This window comes from Nocardioides sp. T2.26MG-1, assembly GCF_950101795.1.
Lineage (GTDB): Bacteria > Actinomycetota > Actinomycetes > Propionibacteriales > Nocardioidaceae > Nocardioides.
In genome coordinates this window covers 1-16481 of record NZ_CATNLZ010000010.1, presented here as the reverse complement: position 1 = coordinate 16481, position 16481 = coordinate 1, and the positions used below count along the sequence as shown (strand labels likewise).

Annotated in this window: 18 protein-coding genes and 1 pseudogene; 10 read left to right on the top strand and 9 right to left on the bottom strand. The window is 73.9% G+C overall.

The features are described 5' to 3' along the window. Window positions 1-2: 2 nt before the first annotated feature. Window positions 3-767, bottom strand: a complete 765-nt coding sequence (locus QQZ14_RS09235) for an ABC transporter ATP-binding protein (RefSeq protein ID WP_284533967.1) — start codon at window positions 765-767, stop codon at window positions 3-5. Window positions 768-990: 223 nt separating this feature from the next. Here QQZ14_RS09235 and QQZ14_RS09230 point away from each other — a divergent pair, with 223 nt between their 5' ends. The 3 genes from QQZ14_RS09230 to QQZ14_RS09220 all read left to right on the top strand — a co-directional run bounded on the left by QQZ14_RS09230 (window position 991) and on the right by QQZ14_RS09220 (window position 3303). Then, window positions 991-1308 (top strand): PspC domain-containing protein, encoded by a 318-nt coding sequence (locus QQZ14_RS09230; RefSeq protein WP_284533966.1) that lies wholly within the window; start codon window positions 991-993, stop codon window positions 1306-1308. 65 nt (window positions 1309-1373) lie between these two features. Continuing rightward, a complete protein-coding gene (locus QQZ14_RS09225) occupies window positions 1374-2618 on the top strand; it encodes an IS256 family transposase (protein WP_284533965.1) in 1245 nt (414 codons plus the stop codon). Between the two features lie 208 nt (window positions 2619-2826). Further along, the gene (locus tag QQZ14_RS09220; RefSeq protein WP_284533964.1) at window positions 2827-3303 is read left to right on the top strand and encodes a hypothetical protein; all 477 of its coding nucleotides are present in this window, start codon (window positions 2827-2829) and stop codon (window positions 3301-3303) included. Between the two features lie 12 nt (window positions 3304-3315). Here the strand turns inward: QQZ14_RS09220 and QQZ14_RS09215 are convergent, their stop codons facing one another. Continuing rightward, window positions 3316-4902, bottom strand: coding sequence for a phytoene desaturase family protein (locus QQZ14_RS09215; RefSeq protein WP_284533963.1), 1587 nt, complete (start codon window positions 4900-4902; stop codon window positions 3316-3318). Window positions 4903-4972: 70 nt separating this feature from the next. On the opposite strand from QQZ14_RS09215, the gene QQZ14_RS09210 reads away from it, so the two are divergent. Next, a complete protein-coding gene (locus tag QQZ14_RS09210; protein ID WP_284533962.1) occupies window positions 4973-6310 on the top strand; it encodes an ABC1 kinase family protein in 1338 nt (445 codons plus the stop codon). Here the strand turns inward: QQZ14_RS09210 and QQZ14_RS09205 are convergent. Next, the gene (locus QQZ14_RS09205) at window positions 6273-7427 is read right to left on the bottom strand and encodes an MFS transporter (protein WP_284533961.1); all 1155 of its coding nucleotides are present in this window, start codon (window positions 7425-7427) and stop codon (window positions 6273-6275) included. The genes QQZ14_RS09210 and QQZ14_RS09205 overlap by 38 nt on opposite strands. Before the next feature lie 49 nt (window positions 7428-7476). Between QQZ14_RS09205 and QQZ14_RS09200 the strand changes: the two genes are divergently transcribed. Further along, window positions 7477-8322 carry a winged helix-turn-helix transcriptional regulator gene (locus tag QQZ14_RS09200; RefSeq protein WP_284533960.1) on the top strand — a complete coding sequence of 282 codons (846 nt, stop codon included), beginning with the start codon at window positions 7477-7479 and terminating at the stop codon, window positions 8320-8322. 30 nt (window positions 8323-8352) lie between these two features. Here QQZ14_RS09200 and QQZ14_RS09195 read toward each other — a convergent pair whose 3' ends face one another. The 5 genes from QQZ14_RS09195 to QQZ14_RS09175 are packed head-to-tail and all read right to left on the bottom strand — an operon-like array spanning window position 8353 to window position 11330. After that, on the bottom strand, window positions 8353-8865 hold the full coding sequence (locus QQZ14_RS09195; protein WP_284533959.1) for a DinB family protein: 513 nt from the start codon (window positions 8863-8865) through the stop codon (window positions 8353-8355). Beyond that, on the bottom strand, window positions 8862-9596 hold the full coding sequence (locus QQZ14_RS09190) for a VOC family protein (RefSeq protein ID WP_284533958.1): 735 nt from the start codon (window positions 9594-9596) through the stop codon (window positions 8862-8864). The genes QQZ14_RS09195 and QQZ14_RS09190 overlap by 4 nt, the downstream gene beginning before the upstream one ends. Next, window positions 9593-9907, bottom strand: a complete 315-nt coding sequence (locus QQZ14_RS09185) for a pyridoxamine 5'-phosphate oxidase (protein WP_284533957.1) — start codon at window positions 9905-9907, stop codon at window positions 9593-9595. The genes QQZ14_RS09190 and QQZ14_RS09185 overlap by 4 nt, the downstream gene beginning before the upstream one ends. Further along, a complete protein-coding gene (locus tag QQZ14_RS09180; RefSeq protein ID WP_284533956.1) occupies window positions 9904-10551 on the bottom strand; it encodes a YigZ family protein in 648 nt (215 codons plus the stop codon). The genes QQZ14_RS09185 and QQZ14_RS09180 overlap by 4 nt, the downstream gene beginning before the upstream one ends. Continuing rightward, the gene (locus QQZ14_RS09175; RefSeq protein WP_284533955.1) at window positions 10548-11330 is read right to left on the bottom strand and encodes a TSUP family transporter; all 783 of its coding nucleotides are present in this window, start codon (window positions 11328-11330) and stop codon (window positions 10548-10550) included. Before QQZ14_RS09175 ends, QQZ14_RS09180 begins: the two co-directional genes overlap by 4 nt. Window positions 11331-11373: 43 nt before the next feature. Here QQZ14_RS09175 and QQZ14_RS09170 point away from each other — a divergent pair, with 43 nt between their 5' ends. Beyond that, entirely contained in the window at window positions 11374-12222 is an 849-nt protein-coding gene (locus QQZ14_RS09170) for an ABC transporter substrate-binding protein (protein ID WP_284533954.1), read from the top strand. Here the strand turns inward: QQZ14_RS09170 and QQZ14_RS09165 are convergent. After that, a complete protein-coding gene (locus QQZ14_RS09165; RefSeq protein ID WP_284533953.1) occupies window positions 12219-12803 on the bottom strand; it encodes a hypothetical protein in 585 nt (194 codons plus the stop codon). The two genes, QQZ14_RS09170 and QQZ14_RS09165, sit on opposite strands and share 4 nt — an antisense overlap. Window positions 12804-12956: 153 nt before the next feature. Here QQZ14_RS09165 and QQZ14_RS09160 point away from each other — a divergent pair, with 153 nt between their 5' ends. The 4 genes and pseudogenes from QQZ14_RS09160 to QQZ14_RS09145 all read left to right on the top strand — a co-directional run. Then, entirely contained in the window at window positions 12957-15197 is a 2241-nt protein-coding gene (locus QQZ14_RS09160) for a TIM-barrel domain-containing protein (protein ID WP_284533952.1), read from the top strand. A 6-nt stretch (window positions 15198-15203) separates the two neighbouring features. Further along, window positions 15204-15401: a hypothetical protein gene (locus QQZ14_RS09155; protein WP_284533951.1), complete on the top strand. Its 198-nt coding sequence runs from the start codon at window positions 15204-15206 to the stop codon at window positions 15399-15401. A gap of 71 nt (window positions 15402-15472) precedes the next feature. Next, window positions 15473-15859 carry a DUF2695 domain-containing protein gene (locus tag QQZ14_RS09150; RefSeq protein WP_284533950.1) on the top strand — a complete coding sequence of 129 codons (387 nt, stop codon included), beginning with the start codon at window positions 15473-15475 and terminating at the stop codon, window positions 15857-15859. A gap of 350 nt (window positions 15860-16209) precedes the next feature. Continuing rightward, window positions 16210-16481, top strand: a pseudogene (locus tag QQZ14_RS09145) (HNH endonuclease signature motif containing protein); the annotation flags it as partial.

Genomic DNA, 16481 nt, shown 5'->3' with positions numbered 1-16481 from the left:
GCCTACCAGTGCAGGTCCGCGATGGCGGCCGGGCCGCCGACCGGCCGGTGGTCGGCGACGATCCGACCGCTGGAGAGCTCGATCACCCGGTCGGCGACGCGCGAGATCTCACGGTTGTGGGTCACGACGATCACCGTCTTGCCCGCCTCGGCCTGCGCGCGCAGCAGCTCCAGGATCTGCACGCCGGTGTGGAAGTCGAGCTCGCCGGTGGGCTCGTCGGCCAGCAGGATCGGGTTGCCGGTGGCCAGCGCGCGGGCGATCGCCACCCGCTGCTGCTCTCCGCCGGAGAGCTGGTGGGCGAAGTGGCGCGCCCGGTCGCCGAGCCCCACGCTCTCGAGGACCTGGCGCGCCACCGTCTCGGGTGCGTCCCGCCCGGCGACGTCGGCGCCGAACTGGACGTTCTCCAGGGCCGTGAGCCCCGGGAACAGGTTGAAGCTCTGGAAGATGAAGCTGACCGTGCTGCGCCGGGCGCGGGTGCGCTCGGCCCGGGACGCGGTGGTCAGCTCGACCCCGGCGAGCCGGACCGTCCCGGCCGTGGGCGCGTCCAGGGAGCCGATCAGGTTCAACAGCGTGGTCTTGCCCGAGCCCGACGCTCCGAGCGCCACCACGAACGCGGACTCGTCGACGTGCAGGTTCACGTCGTCGAGCGCCTTGACCACCGTGTCGCCGACCTGGAAGTACCGGCACACGCCGTCCAGGTCGATCCTGGTCCCCTCGCTGCCCGCTCGCGCGTCGACCGCTGGGCGGGGCTCCGCCACCCCTTCCATCCCTCGAACCTGTCCCGTGACCCGCCCGGTGCGCCAGAGGACAAGTGCCCGGCGGGCCGGGGTCGCGGGTCCCGGGCGCCCCACCCCGAGCCGGGCGGGCGACGAGGTCAGGGTCGGGGCAGGGTGGCACCCGATGTGCCGATCGCTGTCGCCGGCGCACAGTGGAGGTAGCGGGGCGAACCCCCGGAACCCACCAGAGTCACACCAGAGGAAGTGCACCACGATGAACGACATCCACCAGACCTTCGCCGGCAACGGGCTGATCCGGCCGCGGGACGGGCGGGTCCTGGGCGGCGTCTGCGCCGGTCTGGGCCGCCGTTTCGGCCTCGACCCGTGGCCGGCCCGGATCCTGTTCGTGCTGGTGCTGATGGTGCTGCCCGGCAGCCAGCTGCTGATCTACCCGATCCTGTGGATCCTGATGCCGTCGGAGGAGTACGTGACCTACGGGCCGCCGAACCAGTACACCCCGCCCAGCCCGCCGACAGTGGAGTCCAGCAGAGTGGTGTACGACGACCTGAGTGAGCGCGTGCCTCCAACGTAGGCGCGGCCACCGGGTGGATCCTTCGAGTGATCTGCGAAAACCGACTCGAAGAAGGAACCACGACGATGACCGCTGTACCCAGTATCGACCCTGCCCGCTTCCTCGACGAGCAGCTGTCCCAGGCGAGCCCTGACCTGATGCGGGATCTGCTCACCACGTTCGTCAACGCGCTGCTCTCTGCCCAGGCCGACGCGGTGTGCGGTGCCGGGTTCGGCGAGCGGAGCCCGGAGCGGGTCAACTCCCGCAACGGCTACCGCCACCGCGACCTCGACACCCGCGTCGGCACCCTCGACGTCGCCGTGCCGAAGCTGCGGACCGGGTCGCTGTATCCCGAGTGGCTGCTCGAGCGCCGCAAGCGTGCCGAACGGGCGCTGACGTCGGTGGTGGCGACCTGCTACCTGCTCGGTGTCTCGACGCGTCGGATGGACAAGCTGGTCCAGACGCTGGGGATCACGGGACTGTCCAAGTCGCAGGTCTCGGTGATGGCACGTGAACTCGACGAGCACGTCGAAGAGTTCCGCACCCGCCGCCTGGAGGAGGCCGGCCCGTTCACGTTCGTCGCCGCCGACGCGTTGGTGCTCAAGGTCCGCGAAGGCGGCCGGGTGGTGCCGGTGCACGTGCTCGTGGCGACAGGTGTCAACGCTGACGGGCACCGCGAGATCCTCGGCGTGCAGGTCACCACCAGCGAGGACGGCGCCGGCTGGCTCGCGTTCTTCCGCGACCTGACCGCCCGCGGCCTGGCCGGGGTCAAGCTCGTCACCTCAGATGCCCACGCCGGCCTGGTCGCCGCCATCGCAGCCACGATCCCGGGCGCGGGCTGGCAGCGCTGCAGGACCCACTACGCAGCGAACCTGATGTCAGCGACCCCGAAGAGCTCGTGGCCGTGGGTCAAGGCGCTGCTGCACTCGATCTACGACCAACCCGACGCCGAGGCGGTGCACGCCCAGTTCGACCGGGTCGTCGACGCCCTGACCGAGAAGCTGCCCGCCGTGGCCGAGCACCTCGACGGCGCTCGTGCGGACATCCTCGCGTTCACGCCGTTCCCCAAGGAGATCTGGCGCCAGATCTGGTCCAACAACCCCAACGAGCGCCTCAACCGCGAGATCCGCCGCCGCACCGACGTGGTCGGCATCTTCCCCGACCGCGCCAGCATCATCCGCCTCGTCGGCGCCGTCCTGGCCGAGCAGCACGACGAATGGACCGAGGGCCGCCGCTACCTCGGACTCGACGTCCTCACCCGAGCACAGGCCCTCGACACCGACCACACCGAGGAGGTGCCCGAGCACGAACTCCAGGCCCTCACGGCCTGACCGACACACCCAACCGAGGGATCACCTCGTACACCACCCCAGCGGACTTGACCCCGCCGACCTCACCCAGCGCCTGAGCCTTGCCCCAGGGGACCTGCCCGATCGGGCAGGTCCCCTGCCCCTCAAGTAGACCCGTCCCCTGGCCGAAGCGCTCAGTGTGTGCCACGGAGGCACACCGTGTCGGGGGACATCTGCAGAAGGGCACCACATGGGACACATCACACGCACCGTCGCGGCCGCGGCCACCACCGTCGTGCTCACCGCAGGCGCTGCCGGCGCGGTGGCCGTCGCGAGCGCCGGCGACGGCGGCAACCCGGCCGCCTCGTGCGCCCGGCAGACCGCCCAGGTCGCCAAGGCGGAGGACGCGCTGGCCCGGGTCGCCGCGGTCTTCGAGCGCAAGCACGCGGCTGCCGTGGAGGCCGCCGCGGACCTGGCCGAGGCCACCGGCCGCGAGAAGGGAGCCGCGGCTCGTGCCCTGGCGAAGGCGAAGGCGGCCGAGGCCAAGGCCGCGCACGTGAAGAAGGCCCAGCGGCAGCGCCTCACCAAGGCCCAGGCTCGGCTCGACGCGTGCCAGGGCACGACCACCGAGACACCGACCCCGACGGACACCCCGATGGACACCCCGACGGACACCCCGACGGACACCCCGACGGACACCCCGACGGACACCCCGACCGGGGTCTGACGGAACCTGGGCTCAGCGGCGCACGAGGAACCGCGCGCGGCGGTGGGCGACCGCGGCGCGCGCGGCGTTCGTGCCGGGCGCGCCGTGCACCCCACCACCGGGGTGCGCGGCCGCCGAGCCCAGGTAGAGACCGCGCACGGGGGTCTCGGCCCGGCCCAGGCCGGGCACGGGGCGGAACACCAGCTGCTGGTGCAGCTGCGCCGTACCGCCGTTGAGGCCGCCGCCGACCAGGTTGGCGTCGCGCGCCTCCAGCTCGCGCGGCCCGAGCACCCGCCGGGCGAGCACCCGGGAGCCGAACCCCGGCGCCAGCCGCTCCAGGCGCGCCTGGATGCGGTCGGCGAACCGCTCGCAGTCGGCCTCGTCCCAGACGCCGCGCACCGTGCCGTCGCCGGCGTCGCGCGCGGTGTCCTGCGGGACGTGCGTGTAGGCCCACAGCGACTCCGTGCCCGCCGGTGAGCGGGACGGGTCGGTCGTGGTCATCTGCCCGGCGAGCAGGAACGGCGACGCCGGGATGGTCCGCGACCCCACCTGCTGCATCGCCTCGGCGATCTCCTCGACGGAGTCGGCGACGTGGAGCGTGCCCGGGGCGTACGGCGGGGCGTCCCGCCACGGCACCGGCCCGGAGAGGGCCCAGTCCACCTTGACCGTCCCGGGGTCCATCTCGAAGGACCGCATCGCCTCCCGCGTGCGCCGGGGCAGGGCGTCCGCGGGGAGCAGCCGGCCGTAGAGGCTGGTCGCGGCGACGTCCGCGATCACCGCGTGCCGGGCGGCGTACCGCTCGCCGGTCGCGGTGCGCACCGCGACCGCCCGGCCGCTCGCGACCTCGATCGCGGTGACCTCGCTGTCGCAGTGGAGGTCCGCCCCCGCCGTCCGCAGCCGGCGCGCGAGCGCCTGCGCCAGCTCGCCCGCGCCGCCGACCGGCACCGGGAAGCCGACCGTCTGGCCGAGCATGCTCATCATCAGCGCCATCAGCCCCGAGCCCGGGGCGCTCAGCGGGATGTCGGCGTGGCCGGCGTTGCCCGCCAGCAGGATCCGGGCGGCCTCGCCGCCGAACCGGTGCCGGCCCAGCTCCGCGGCCGGGGTCAGCAGCTCGCGGACGAAGCGCAGGCCGCCGACCGAGCGCAGCCGGGGCAGCGCCGCGAGAGCGGGTCGGACCGGCGGGAACGGCGTCAGCAGGCCGGCGACGACCGCGTCCCCGATCCGGTCCCAGTCGGCACACAGCGCGAGCCAGGCCTCGCCGTCGCCGGGGTGCTGGGCGTCCAGGAGCCCGGCGGTCACCTCGCGGTCGCGGTGCAGGATCGCCCACGCACCGGAGGGGAGGTGGTGGCCGAGCACGGCCGGGGCGTGCGTCCAGCGCAGGCCGTGGCGCTCGAGGCCGAAGCCCTGGATCGCCGGGGACACCGCCGCGAGGGGGTAGAACGCGCTGAACGTGTCGTGCACGAAGTCGGGGTGCACGGCGCGGTCGCTGGCGACCGCGCCACCGACGTCCGGCTGCGCCTCGAGCACCAGGACCGACCAGCCCCGGTCGACGAGATGGTTGGCGGCGACCAGCCCGTTGGGCCCGGCGCCGACGACGACGGCGTCGTACTCCCGGCTCACCGGGGGACCGTACCCCGGCGCGCCGCGCCCATGCCGCTCGCGGGTTTCGCTCGTCGGGGACAATGACCGGGTGACCGAGCTCCCCCGCAAGGCAGTGGCCCGGACGGCGAGGCTCGCCGCCCTGCCGCTGGGGTACGCCGGGCGGAGCGCGGTCGGCCTCGGCCGGCGGATCGGCGGCGCGTCGGCCGACGCGGTGATGACCGACATCCAGCAGCGCACCGCCGAGCAGCTGTTCCGCACGCTCGGCGAGCTCAAGGGCGGCGCGATGAAGGTCGGGCAGATGCTCTCGATCATGGAGTCGGCGCTCCCCGAGGCGGTCGCGGGCCCCTACCGGGAGCACCTCACCCGGCTCCAGGACGCCGCACCCCCGATGCCCACCCAGACCGTCCGCGACATCCTGGAGCACGACCTCGGACCCGACTGGCGCGAGCAGCTGGTCTGGCTCGACGGCGGGCCGACCGCCGCGGCCTCGATCGGCCAGGTCCACCAGGGCCGCTGGCACGACGGCCGCGAGGTGGCCGTGAAGGTGCAGTACCCCGGCGCGGCCGACGCGCTGCACGCCGACCTGCGCGCGCTCTCCCGGGTCGCCCGCACCGCCGCGCCGCTGGTGCCGGGCCTCGACCTCAAGCCGCTGGTCGCCGAGCTGCAGGCGCGCGCCGAGGACGAGCTCGACTACCAGCTCGAGGCGCAGGCGCAGGCGGCGTTCGCCGCGGCGTTCCGCGACGACCCCGAGATCGTGGTGCCCGACGTGGTGGCCGTCGGCGACACCGTGCTGGTCACCGAGTGGCTGGAGAGCCCCGCCTCCCTGGCCTCGATCATCGCCGGCGGCACCCAGGAGGAGCGCGACCACTACGGCGAGCTGCTGGTGAAGTTCCTGTTCTCGGGGCCGGCCCGCACCGGCATGCTGCACGCCGACCCGCACCCCGGCAACTACCGGGTCCTGCCGCGGCCCGACGGCTCACCCGGCCGGCTCGGCGTGCTCGACTTCGGCGCGGTCGCGCGGCTGCCCGAGCAGGGGCTGCCCGAGGCGATGGGCCGGCTGCTGCGCGTCGCGGCGATCGAGGACCCCGACGAGCTGCTCGACGGGCTGCGCCGCGAGGGGTTCATCAAGGACCGGATCAAGGTCGACCCCCACCAGCTGCTGGACTACCTGGCGCCGTTCGTGGAGCCCACCAAGGTCGAGCGGTTCCGGTTCTCGCGGGAGTGGATGCGCAGCCAGTTCGCCCGCATCAACGACCCCCGTGACCCGTCGTACACCGTCGGCATGAAGATCAACCTGCCGCCGTCGTACCTGCTCATCCACCGCACCTGGCTCGCCGGCGTCGGCGTGCTGTGCCAGCTGGAGTGCGAGGCGCCGTTCCGGCAGATCCTCACCGAGTCGCTGCCGGGGTTCGCCGAGCCGAGCTGAGCACCAGCCCCGCGGCCGCCAGGCACAGCACGCCGCACAGGGGCCAAAGCACGTCCGGAGCCAGGGCGTACACCGCGCCGCCGACCGGCCCGGCGAGCAGCGAGCCGCTGGTCGAGGCACCGGTGTAGAGGCCCTGGTACTGGCCGACCAGATGGTCGGGCGCCGAGTCCAGGACATGCGCGGTCGCGGTCGTCTTGTAGAGGATCTCGCCCCCGGTGAGGACGACCATGGCGAGCAGGGCGCCGGCCACGGTGACTGGGAGGGCGAACATGGCGGCGCCGACCCCGACCAGCGCGTAGCCGGCCGCGATGATGGGGTACGCCGAGCGGTTCCGGAGCGCCAACGCGACCGGGACCTCGAGCAGCAGGATCAACCCCGACCCGACCGCGAGCAGCGTCGTGTAGAGGGCGACCGGCCGGCCGGCGTCGTGCAGGTGCACCGGCAGCGTCGTGTAGAGCTGCCGGTAGACCAGGTCGACCAGGACGACCGCGGTCAGCAGCGTCACCAGCGCGCGGTCGGCGCGGAGCGCACTCCACAGACCTGGGCCCCCGTCTGCCGCCGCGACGGGCTCGTCGCGGGGCAGCGCGGCCGTCACCGCGACCGCGACCACCGCCGTCAGCACACCGTCGACGACGAACAGTGCGTCGTAGCTGTGCGCCACGAGCAGGGCGCCCAGCGGCGGGCCGAGCACGAAGCCGGCGTTGGAGGCGGCCCGTCCGATCGCCACCGACGTACGCCGGTCCCCGCGCGGGACAGCCAGCGCGACCAGCGCGCCGGTCGACACCCCCGCCACCGCGGAGAGGTAGGTGCTGCAGGGCAGCGTCACCACCAGCGCCGCCAGCGGCAGCCACGGTACCGCCGTCACCACCAGTCCCGAGAGGATCGACGTGCTCAGGAGCACGCGTCGGTGACCGTGCCGGTCACCCCACCGGCCCCCGGTGAAGTTCCCGACGAGGAAGCCGAGCCCGGAGGCACCGGCGAGCAGGCCCGCGCCGGTGATCGGCAGGTCACGCGGCCCGGTGAGGTAGAGCGTCAAGAACAGCATCACGTAGGAGCTGCTCGAGCTCACGAAGCGCGCCACCGCGAGCGCCCACACCACCCTTGGCACGTGCCGCACGGCCGCCTCCCAGTCAGTTTCGATGAGAAACGCACTCTAGGATGTCGGCATGGCGGCGCGCATCCCCGATGACGACTGCGGGGTGGCCCACGCCCTCGCCGTCCTCGGGGACGCCTGGTCGGTCCTCGTCCTGCGGGACGTCGCCCGCGGCCGCGGCCGGTTCGAGCGACTGCTCGCCGAGAGCGGCATCTCCCGCAAGGTGCTCGCGCAACGACTGGTCGCACTGGTCGAGGCCCAGGTCCTCGAGCGGGTCCGCTACCAGGAGCGACCTGACCGATTCGAGTACCGGCTCACCGAGCGCGGCCGCGCGACCTTGCCGGTGCTTGCCGCCCTCCAGGAATGGGGCGACACCTGGCTGCTCGGCGACGGTACGACGACGGCCACCGCCCCGGCCGACAGCGCCGAGTCGCACCGTGTCGCAGGACTGGTCGGCACCCGGGTCCCGCCGCTGAGCGACGACCCGATCACCGATGCGGCGTACACCGTCGTCTACTGCTACCCGGGATCCTCGCTGCCGGCGATCGACGCCGTGACGGGAGGACCCGGCTGCACGCTCGAGTCCTGCACCTTCCGCGACCGGCTGGGCGAATTCGCCGAGCTCGGCGCCGCCGTCGTCGGCGTCAGCACCCAGCGGCCCGAGGAGCAGGCGAGGTTCGCCGAGGAGAACCGGATCCAGTTCCCGCTGGTCTCCGACGCCGACCTCGGCCTCGCGACCGCCCTGCGGCTCCCGACCTTCCGCCACGCGGGCGCCACCCGCCTCAAGCGGCTGACGCTGGTCGTCGACGCGGACCGGGTGGTGCGCGCCACCCTGTTCCCGATCCGCGACGTCACCGGCAGCGTCGAGGACGCGCTGGCGCTGGTGCGGGCCGTCGGCTCCCGTCCCGCCGGGGGGTGAGCATCGCCCGGGTACGCGCGCGGGTCCGGCTCACTCCCCCGTGACGCCGTCGATCGACTCGCGGATCAGGTCGGCGTGGCCGTTGTGGCGGGCGTACTCCTCGACCAGGTGCAGCACGATCCAGCGCAGCGAGCCGTGCTCGCCGCGCCTGTCGGGCCGCGCCGCGAGGTCGTCCAGGCTCGCGCCGGCGAGCACCCCGTCGGAGTCGGCGACGGTCTCGTCGAACAGCGTCCGGAGCTGCTCGGGGGTGTCGTCGACGGCGCTGTGCCAGTCCCAGTCCCAGTCGGCGTCCCAGTCCGCCGACGCCCACGGCTCCGCGAACTCCTCCCCGAGGAACACTCGGCGCAGCCAGGAGTGCTCGACGAGCGCGAGGTGCTTGAGCATCCCGCCGAGCGTCATCTCCGACGGCGGCAGCGTCGCGGCGAGCTGGGCGGCGTCGAGGCCGGCGGTCTTCAGCCGCAGCGTGTCGCGGTGGTAGTCGAGGAACCCCAGCAGCGTCGTCTTCTCGTCGGCCGCGAGCGGCGGGTCGATGCGCTCGGTCACGGCTTCCTCCCGGTGATGCAGTACGTCGTCCCCACGGGGTCGGTCAGCACGGTCCAGTGCTCGTGCACCCGTGCCACCGTCGCGCCGAGCCCGACGTGCCGGGCCGCCTCGGCCTCCCGGTCGTCGGCGGCCAGGTCGAGGTGCGCGGTGACCGCGCCGCCGTGGTCGTCGAGGCGCTGGAGCAGCCACCGCAGCGGTTGGTCGTCCGGCGGGTGGAGCCGGGAGAACTCCGGCGACACCGAGTCGGTGAAGTCCCAGCCGGTCAACGCCTGCCAGAACGCCACCTCGGCCGCGTGGTGCTCGGGCGGCAGGTCGAGGCACACCTGGTCGACGTACGACCGGTTGCCGTCCGGCCAGGTCGCCGGCGCGGGCCGTCGCGACGCGTGGTGGCGCACGAAGCAGAACTCGAAGCCGCCGGGCGAGCGCAGCACGACGTACCCCTGCTCGTGCCGCATCAGCACGTGGGCGCCGAGCTCGATCGCGGCCTCGGCGGCCGTCGCCGGGCTCTCGACGTGCAGGTCGAGGTGCACCCGGCCGTCGCCGTCGCCGAGCCGCTGGACGCGCAGGTAGTCGTCGCCGTCGGGCGGCACCAGCGTCGCGAACGCGCCGTCGACGCCGCGCCGCTCGGAGAGCTCGTAGCCGGTGACGCCCTGCCAGAACCCCACGCCCCGCCCGAAGTCGTCGGCGGCGAAGTCGAGGAACGCGCTGACCCAGAACGGCGAGGTGCTCATGCGACCGCCTTGTGCAGCACGGCACCGCTGGGCGTGAGGACGACGTCGTCGCCGTCGACGTCTGCCGACCCGTCCACGAGCAGCGTGAAGCCGCCGGCCTGGAGCGGCGGGAACAGCAGGGTGGCGACGGGGTTGGCCGCGACGTTGGCGACCGAGCCGCGCCCGGGGGTCGCGACCCGCAGCGCGTCGCCCGCGGGCTCGGCGCGCACCGACACCGCCTTGACCCGATCGTCGGAGGTCGTCAGCAGGTAGCCGCGGTCGAAGTCCGCGAGGGTCGTCGGGAGATCCGCGAGATCCACGGGAATGCTCATGTGGGGAGGCTATCGACCCAGCGCTCGCCGGCCGCAGTGGTTTCCGCGGCGCCCGCGGTGAGCTCGGCGAGCAGCGCGGCCAGCCGCGCCTCTCCCTCGGGCGGCACGCCGAGCCGGAGGGTGACCCGGGCGGCGTACGCGGAGTCCAGCACGGCCACGCCCCGCGACCGCAGCTCGCTCTCGACCCGGCCGGCGTCGGCGTGGTCGAGCTCGAGGACGTGCTCGCGCACCAGCGTCCGCCGCAGGGTGCCGGCCCGGTCGAGGCCGGCGCGTACGGCGTCGCCGTACGCCCGCACCAGTCCGCCGGCACCGAGCAGCGTGCCGCCGAACCACCGGGTGACGACCGCGACCACGTCGCTGACCTCCCGGCCCCGGAGCACCTCGAGCATCGGTGCGCCCGCGGTGCCGGCCGGCTCGCCGTCGTCGGAGGAGCGCTCGAGCTGACCGGACGGGCCCAGGATGCTCGGCCGGATCCTGAAGGCGGAGCAGTGGTGCCGGGCGTCCCAGTGCTCGCGGCGGAGCCGGTCGACGACCGCGCGCGCGGCATCCTCGTCCTCGACCCGCACCAGCGTGCACCGGAAGCGCGAGCGCTTGACCTCGATCTCGGCCTCGGCGTCGCGGGCGACGGTGAGGTAGCTGCTCACGACCAGACCCCCAGCACGTCGCCGCCGATGCGGACCACGAACGCCGCGACCACCACCACGAAGAACGCCCGCACGAAGCCGGCGCCGCGCGCGACCGCCGTCCGGGCCCCGAGGTAGCCACCGACCAGATTGCAGCCGCCCATCACGATCCCCACGTGCCACACCACCGCACCCTGCGGCACGAACACGCACAGCGCGGCGAGGTTGGTCGCCCAGTTGGCCAGCCGTGCCTTCGCGGAGGCCTCGAGGAAGCTGTAGCCCAGGAGGCCGACCAGCGTGATCACGAAGAAGCTGCCGGTGCCGGGGCCGAGCGCGCCGTCGTAGAACCCGATCACCAGCCCGGTCAGCATCGCCACCGTGGTGTGCCGGTGGCCGGCGAACCGCAGCAGCGTCTCGTCCCCGAGCGCCGGCCGGAGCAGCACCCACGCGCCGACGACGAGGAGGGCCACCAGCACGATCGGCTTGAAGGCGTCGCCCGGGATGTGGCTCGCGACGACCGCACCGCCGGCCGACCCGGCGAACGCGAAGAGCATCAGCGGCCCGAACGTGCGCGGGTCGGGCCGGATCCGGCGGTAGTACGTCGCGCTGCTCATCGTGGTGCCGCAGATCGAGGCGAGCTTGTTGGTGGCGAGCACCTGCACCGGGCTGGCACCCGGGAGGCCCAGCAGCAGCGCGGGCAGCTGGATCAGCCCGCCGCCGCCCACGACCGCGTCGACGAACCCCGCCGCGAGCCCCGCGAGGCCGAGCAGGGCGAGCACGGCGAGCGTCGGGTCGTCCATCGCCGCCCATTGTCCACGCACGCCCGGGGCCTAGTGTCGAGGCGTGCGGATCGTCTCGTTGCTGCCCTCCACCACGGAGATCCTGTTCGCGATCGGCGCCGGCGACGACGTCGTCGGTGTGACGTTCGAGTGCGACTTCCCGCCCGAGGCGCGGACCCGGACCGTGGTCTCGACCTCGGCGATGCCGCCCGGACTGATGCCCGCGGAGATCGACGCGTACGTCGTGGGTGCGATGGCCCGCGGCGAGGACCTCTACCACCTGGCCGAGGACGCGCTCGCCGGCCTCGACGCCGACCTCGTCGTCACCCAGGACCTGTGTGCGGTCTGCGCGGTCGACGTCTCCGTGGTCGACGACGCCCTCGCCCACCTCGGCTGCACCGCGGAGGTCCTCACGATCGACCCGCACACGCTCGACGAGGTGCTGGACTCGATCCTGCTGCTGGGCCGGGTGACCGGGCACGACGCCGAGGCTCGCGCGCTGGTCGCGTCGCAGCGGGCCCGGCTCGCCGCCGTCGCCGACCGCGTCGCCGACCGGGACCGGCCGCGGGTGATGCTGCTGGAGTGGACGGACCCGCCGTACGCCCCCGGCCACTGGGTGCCGGAGATGATCGAGGCCGCCGGCGGCGTACCGCTGCTCGGCAAGGCGGGCGCCAGGTCCGAGCGGGTGCTCTGGGAGACCGTGCACGGGGCCGCGCCCGACGTCGTCGTGGTGGCGCCGTGCGGCTACGACCTGGCCGGCGCGACGGCGCTGGCCGCGGAGCTCGTGGCCTCGTCCGTGCTGCCTGACGGCGTGCCGGTGCACCCGGTCGACGCCAACGCCTCCTGGGCGCGCCCGGGCACCCGTCTCGTCGATGGCGTCGAGGAGCTCGCCGGGATCCTGCACGGGACCTAGGCGGCGACCTCGTCCCAGGTGCGCACCAGCCGCAGCCCGGCGTCCCAACCGGGCGCCCGCCCGCCGGGCGGAGGCCGCAGGCCGTCGATGTCGTGGCCGCTGCCGGCGAGCAGCCACGCGACCAGCGAGTTGGAGTTCCACATCTCCCCGAGATGGAGCTCGTCGCGGCCCCAGGTGAGCTCGGGGACCAGCGGCACCAGCGCGAGCAGGTGGATCGCGCGCATCGAGTCCGTGAGCACGGGCACCGCGCCGCCGACCGCGCTGTCCCGGTCGGGGATCACGCCGTCGCGCCAGCGACGTACCTCGTAGCGGAACAGGCGGGAGGCGCCCAGCCACCGCATGCCGACGGGACCGGTCGCGACCACGCCACGGTCCGGCGCCGCGCGGCTCCAGGCCGGCGCCATCTCGATGACGTAGTTCGCCTCACAGATCTGCACCTCGAGCGCGGCGTGGTAGAGGTCGCACGGCTCGCGCCGCCCGCGGCGCGCGGCCCAGGCCTCGAAGGCCCGGCCGTTGCGCGCCACGACCCGCCCGCCTGCCCCGAGCGGCAGCCAGTAGACGCGGACGCGCGCGTGCTCCACCGCCCCATGGTCGCCCCGTCCCCGCGACCGCCCCAGGGTCCTAGGTCCCGCACTGCGGGTGGCCCGTGCCGGCACGGCACCGCGGGGCGGGATCCGAGGTCGGGTGGAGCGACGTGCCCGCAGCCCGACGTCCCTGATGGCAGCATGCCTCCCATGCGCCTTCACCGTCTGCTCGTCCGGTTCACAGGTCTGGCCGTGGCGGGCGGCCTGCTGGTGCCGTCCGCACCCGCCGCCTCGGCCCCCGACGGCTCCGGCTCGGCTCCGGACGACGGGCCACGAGGTGGGATGCACGCCGTGGTGACCGCTCCGGTGGGCGGGGACTGGTCGGTGCGGTTCGTCGACGGCACCAGCACGGTCCTGGCCACCGTCGCCCAGGACGCGATCGCCGTCGTCACCACGACCGGCAGCGTGCCCGCCACCCACGTGGTCGCGGTGCACGACGAGGTCGTCGAGCTCGGCACCGCCGACCCCACCGTGTCCGCGAGCGTGCGGGTCAGCCCCGCCGCCGACGGTGCGTACGCCGTGTCGGTGGCGAGCCACGGCGACGCGGTCACCGGGGTGTCGATGGACTTCCGGGCAGGTCCCGCCGAGCGCTACCTGGGTCTGGGCGAACGCTCCGACGCCGTCGACCACCGCGGCCGCGAGGTGCAGAACCGGGTCCTCGACGGGCCGTACACCACGAGCCAGTCGCTGCTCGTGGCCGGGTTCGTCCCACCGCCCGGATTCAGCAACCGCGCGGACGCGACGTACTTCCCGGTGCCGTGGGTGCTCTCGACGGCGGGCTACGGGGTGCTGGTCGACAACGACGAGGACAGCTCCTTCGAGCTGGCCACCCCTCAGCACCCGGACGTGACGCGCGTGGTCGTGCAGTCCGACCGCCTCGACCTTCGAGTGCTCCCCGGCCCCACCCCGGCCCGGGCCCTGGCCCGGATGACCCGGGCGGTGGGCCGACAGCCGGCCCCGGCCGGCCCCCTGGTGCACGGAGCCTGGTGGCAGCCGGTCGGCGACGCCGCGGCCGGGCTCGCGGACCAGCGCCGGCGCGACGTGCCGGTCACGGTCGCGCAGACCTACACGCACTACCTGCCGTGCGGTGACCAGGACCCGGTGCGGGAGCGGGCACTGACCGAGGCGCTGCACGACCAGGGCGCCGCGGTGACGACGTACGTCAACCCGATGGTGTGCACGACCTACCCGGCGGTGTACGACGAGGGCGTCGCGACGGGTGCCTTCACCCGCGACGCCGACGGGTCCCCGCTGGTCTACCGCTACTCCACGGCCACCAACTTCCGGGTCTCGCAGTTCGACTTCTCCGCGCCGGCAGGGCGCGGCCTCTTCCAGCGGCTGCTCGGCGAGGCGGTCGCGGACGGCTACGACGGCTGGATGGAGGACTTCGGCGAGTACACGCCCGCGAGCGCGGTGTCGGCCGACGGCACGCCCGGGCCGACGATGCACAACCGGTACGTCGAGCAGTACCACGCCGCGGCGCGGGACTTCGAGACCCGGGCGCCGAGGCCGTTGCTGCGGTTCAACCGCTCGGGGTGGACCGACGCGATCAAGGAGTCGTCGATCGTGTGGGGCGGCGACCCGACCACCACGTGGGGATTCGACGGGCTGACCTCCTCGGTGCGTCAGGGCCTGACCATGGGCACGTCCGGGGTGTCGTTCTGGGGGCCGGACGTCGGAGGCTTCTTCACGCTGTTCTCCGACCCCGTGCTGTCCCCCGAGCTGCTGGCGCGATGGATCGAGTTCGGCGCCTTCACCGGGGTGATGCGCCTGCAGTCGGGCGGCATCGCGATCGGCGCGACCGGCGATCGGGCCCAGGTCACCGACCCGGCCGTGGCACCGGTCTGGAAGCGCTACACGCGGCTGCGGACGATGCTGTACCCGTACGTCGCCGGCAGTCAGGACGCCTACCTGCAACGGGGCATGCCGCTGATGCGCCACCTCGCACTGGCCTACCCCGGCGACCACCGCGCCGCGAGCACCGACGACGAGTACCTCTTCGGCCGCGACCTCCTGGTCGCCCCGGTCTCGACCAAGGGCGCCGACTCCCGGCAGACCTACCTGCCCCGTGGTCAGTGGGTGGAGCTCGCCCGCGCCTGGCGGCTGCGCGACGACGGTCGGTTCAACCTGCGGCACGCCGAGGTCACCCGCGGCCGGCAGACCGTGACCGTGCAAGCACCGCTCCAGACGATCCCGTTGTTCCTGCGAGCCGGTGCCGTGGTGCCGCTGCTGCCGCGATCCGTCGACACCCTCAGCGAGTACGGCGACGGCATCGTCCGGCTGGCCGATCGGGCCGGCCGCCGTACGCTCCTCTCGGCTCCGCGGGTCGGAGCGTGGCGCGGCACCCTCGGACCGGGCGAGACCCTGCGGTCGCGGGTCGGCCCGAGATAGTGGACGATGCGGCTCACCGCGGAGCGGGCGCGGACCTACGACGTCCGGGCGACGCTCTCCGGGCTCGGCACGTCATGGGAGCCGTGCCGGGTGGAGGCCGACGGGCGGCGGGTCGGGTTCGCGTACGGCGAGAGCCGGCGGGTGCTGAGGTTCACCGCGCCCGTCGCCTCCGCGGGTGAGGTGCGGGTGACCGCCTGCCGGTAGCGCCGTGGCGATCCCCACCGCGACTCTCCGCGCCGGCCGGGTTGTCGGTGGGCCGCACTACAACGGTCCCCATGAGCGAGACGTCGCTGGCCGCGGAGGCCGAGCACTACCTTGCGGCCGTGGTCGAGCGGGAGCCGCAGGAGCGCGAGTGCCTGGTCTGCTTCGTGGCGCGCATGCTCGACGAGTTCGGGTGCGACGGCTCCCTGCTGTGGACCCGGCGGTTCCGTGACCTGCGCTCCCCGACCGCCACAGCGGTCGAGCGCCGGTACGGCGAGCAGCTCGTCCCGTGCGACTGCCTGGTCGTCCACAAGGCGCACCAGCCGACCCGCGAGCTGATGGTCCGCGACGTCCACACGGACGAGCTCGAGTGGCCCGACCGGATGCCGCCGTGCGCCGGCGTGCGCCGCACCAACACCCGGGCGTGTGCCAACTGGGAGCGGATGGTGCCGGGGGTCTGAGGCGCTGCCGGCGGTCGGTGGTCGAGTCTGTCGAGACCACGGCCCCTCGGTGGTCGAGGGACGTCGGTGGTCGAGGGACGTCGGTGGTCGAGGGACGTCGGTGGTCGAGGGACGTCGGTGGTCGAGGGACGTCGGTGGTCGAGCTTGTCGAGACCACACGCTGGTGGTCGTTGGCCTGCGGGCCTCCTGTGGTCGCGGGCCTTGGCAGCGAAGCGGGCCGGACCCGCTTCGCGTCGCTGTCCGCGGCCGGCTTCCCCGTCCGCTACCTCAAGAACCCTCTCGATTTGCTGTTGCCTTTTCGAACTGGTGCTTGATAGACTGTCGCCGCGAACTTCTTCTCGGGAGTGGCGATGACCGCACAGACCAACCCACGACACCAGGTCTCGCGCGCCGTCACGGCCGTCCACGCCCTCCTCGATGAGATCTCGGATGCGTCCCTGTGGTCGATGGGCACCGAGGAGACCGCCCACACCCTGGCCGAGCTCACCCGCGCCGCCGCGCGGCTCGCCGAGGTCGAGGCCCGCGTCGCCGCCCACGCCGACACCGTGGGGGTCGCCGAGCAGGTCGGCGCCACGTCGGTGGCGAACTGGTGGGCCCATGAGACCCGGATGACCCGCACCGA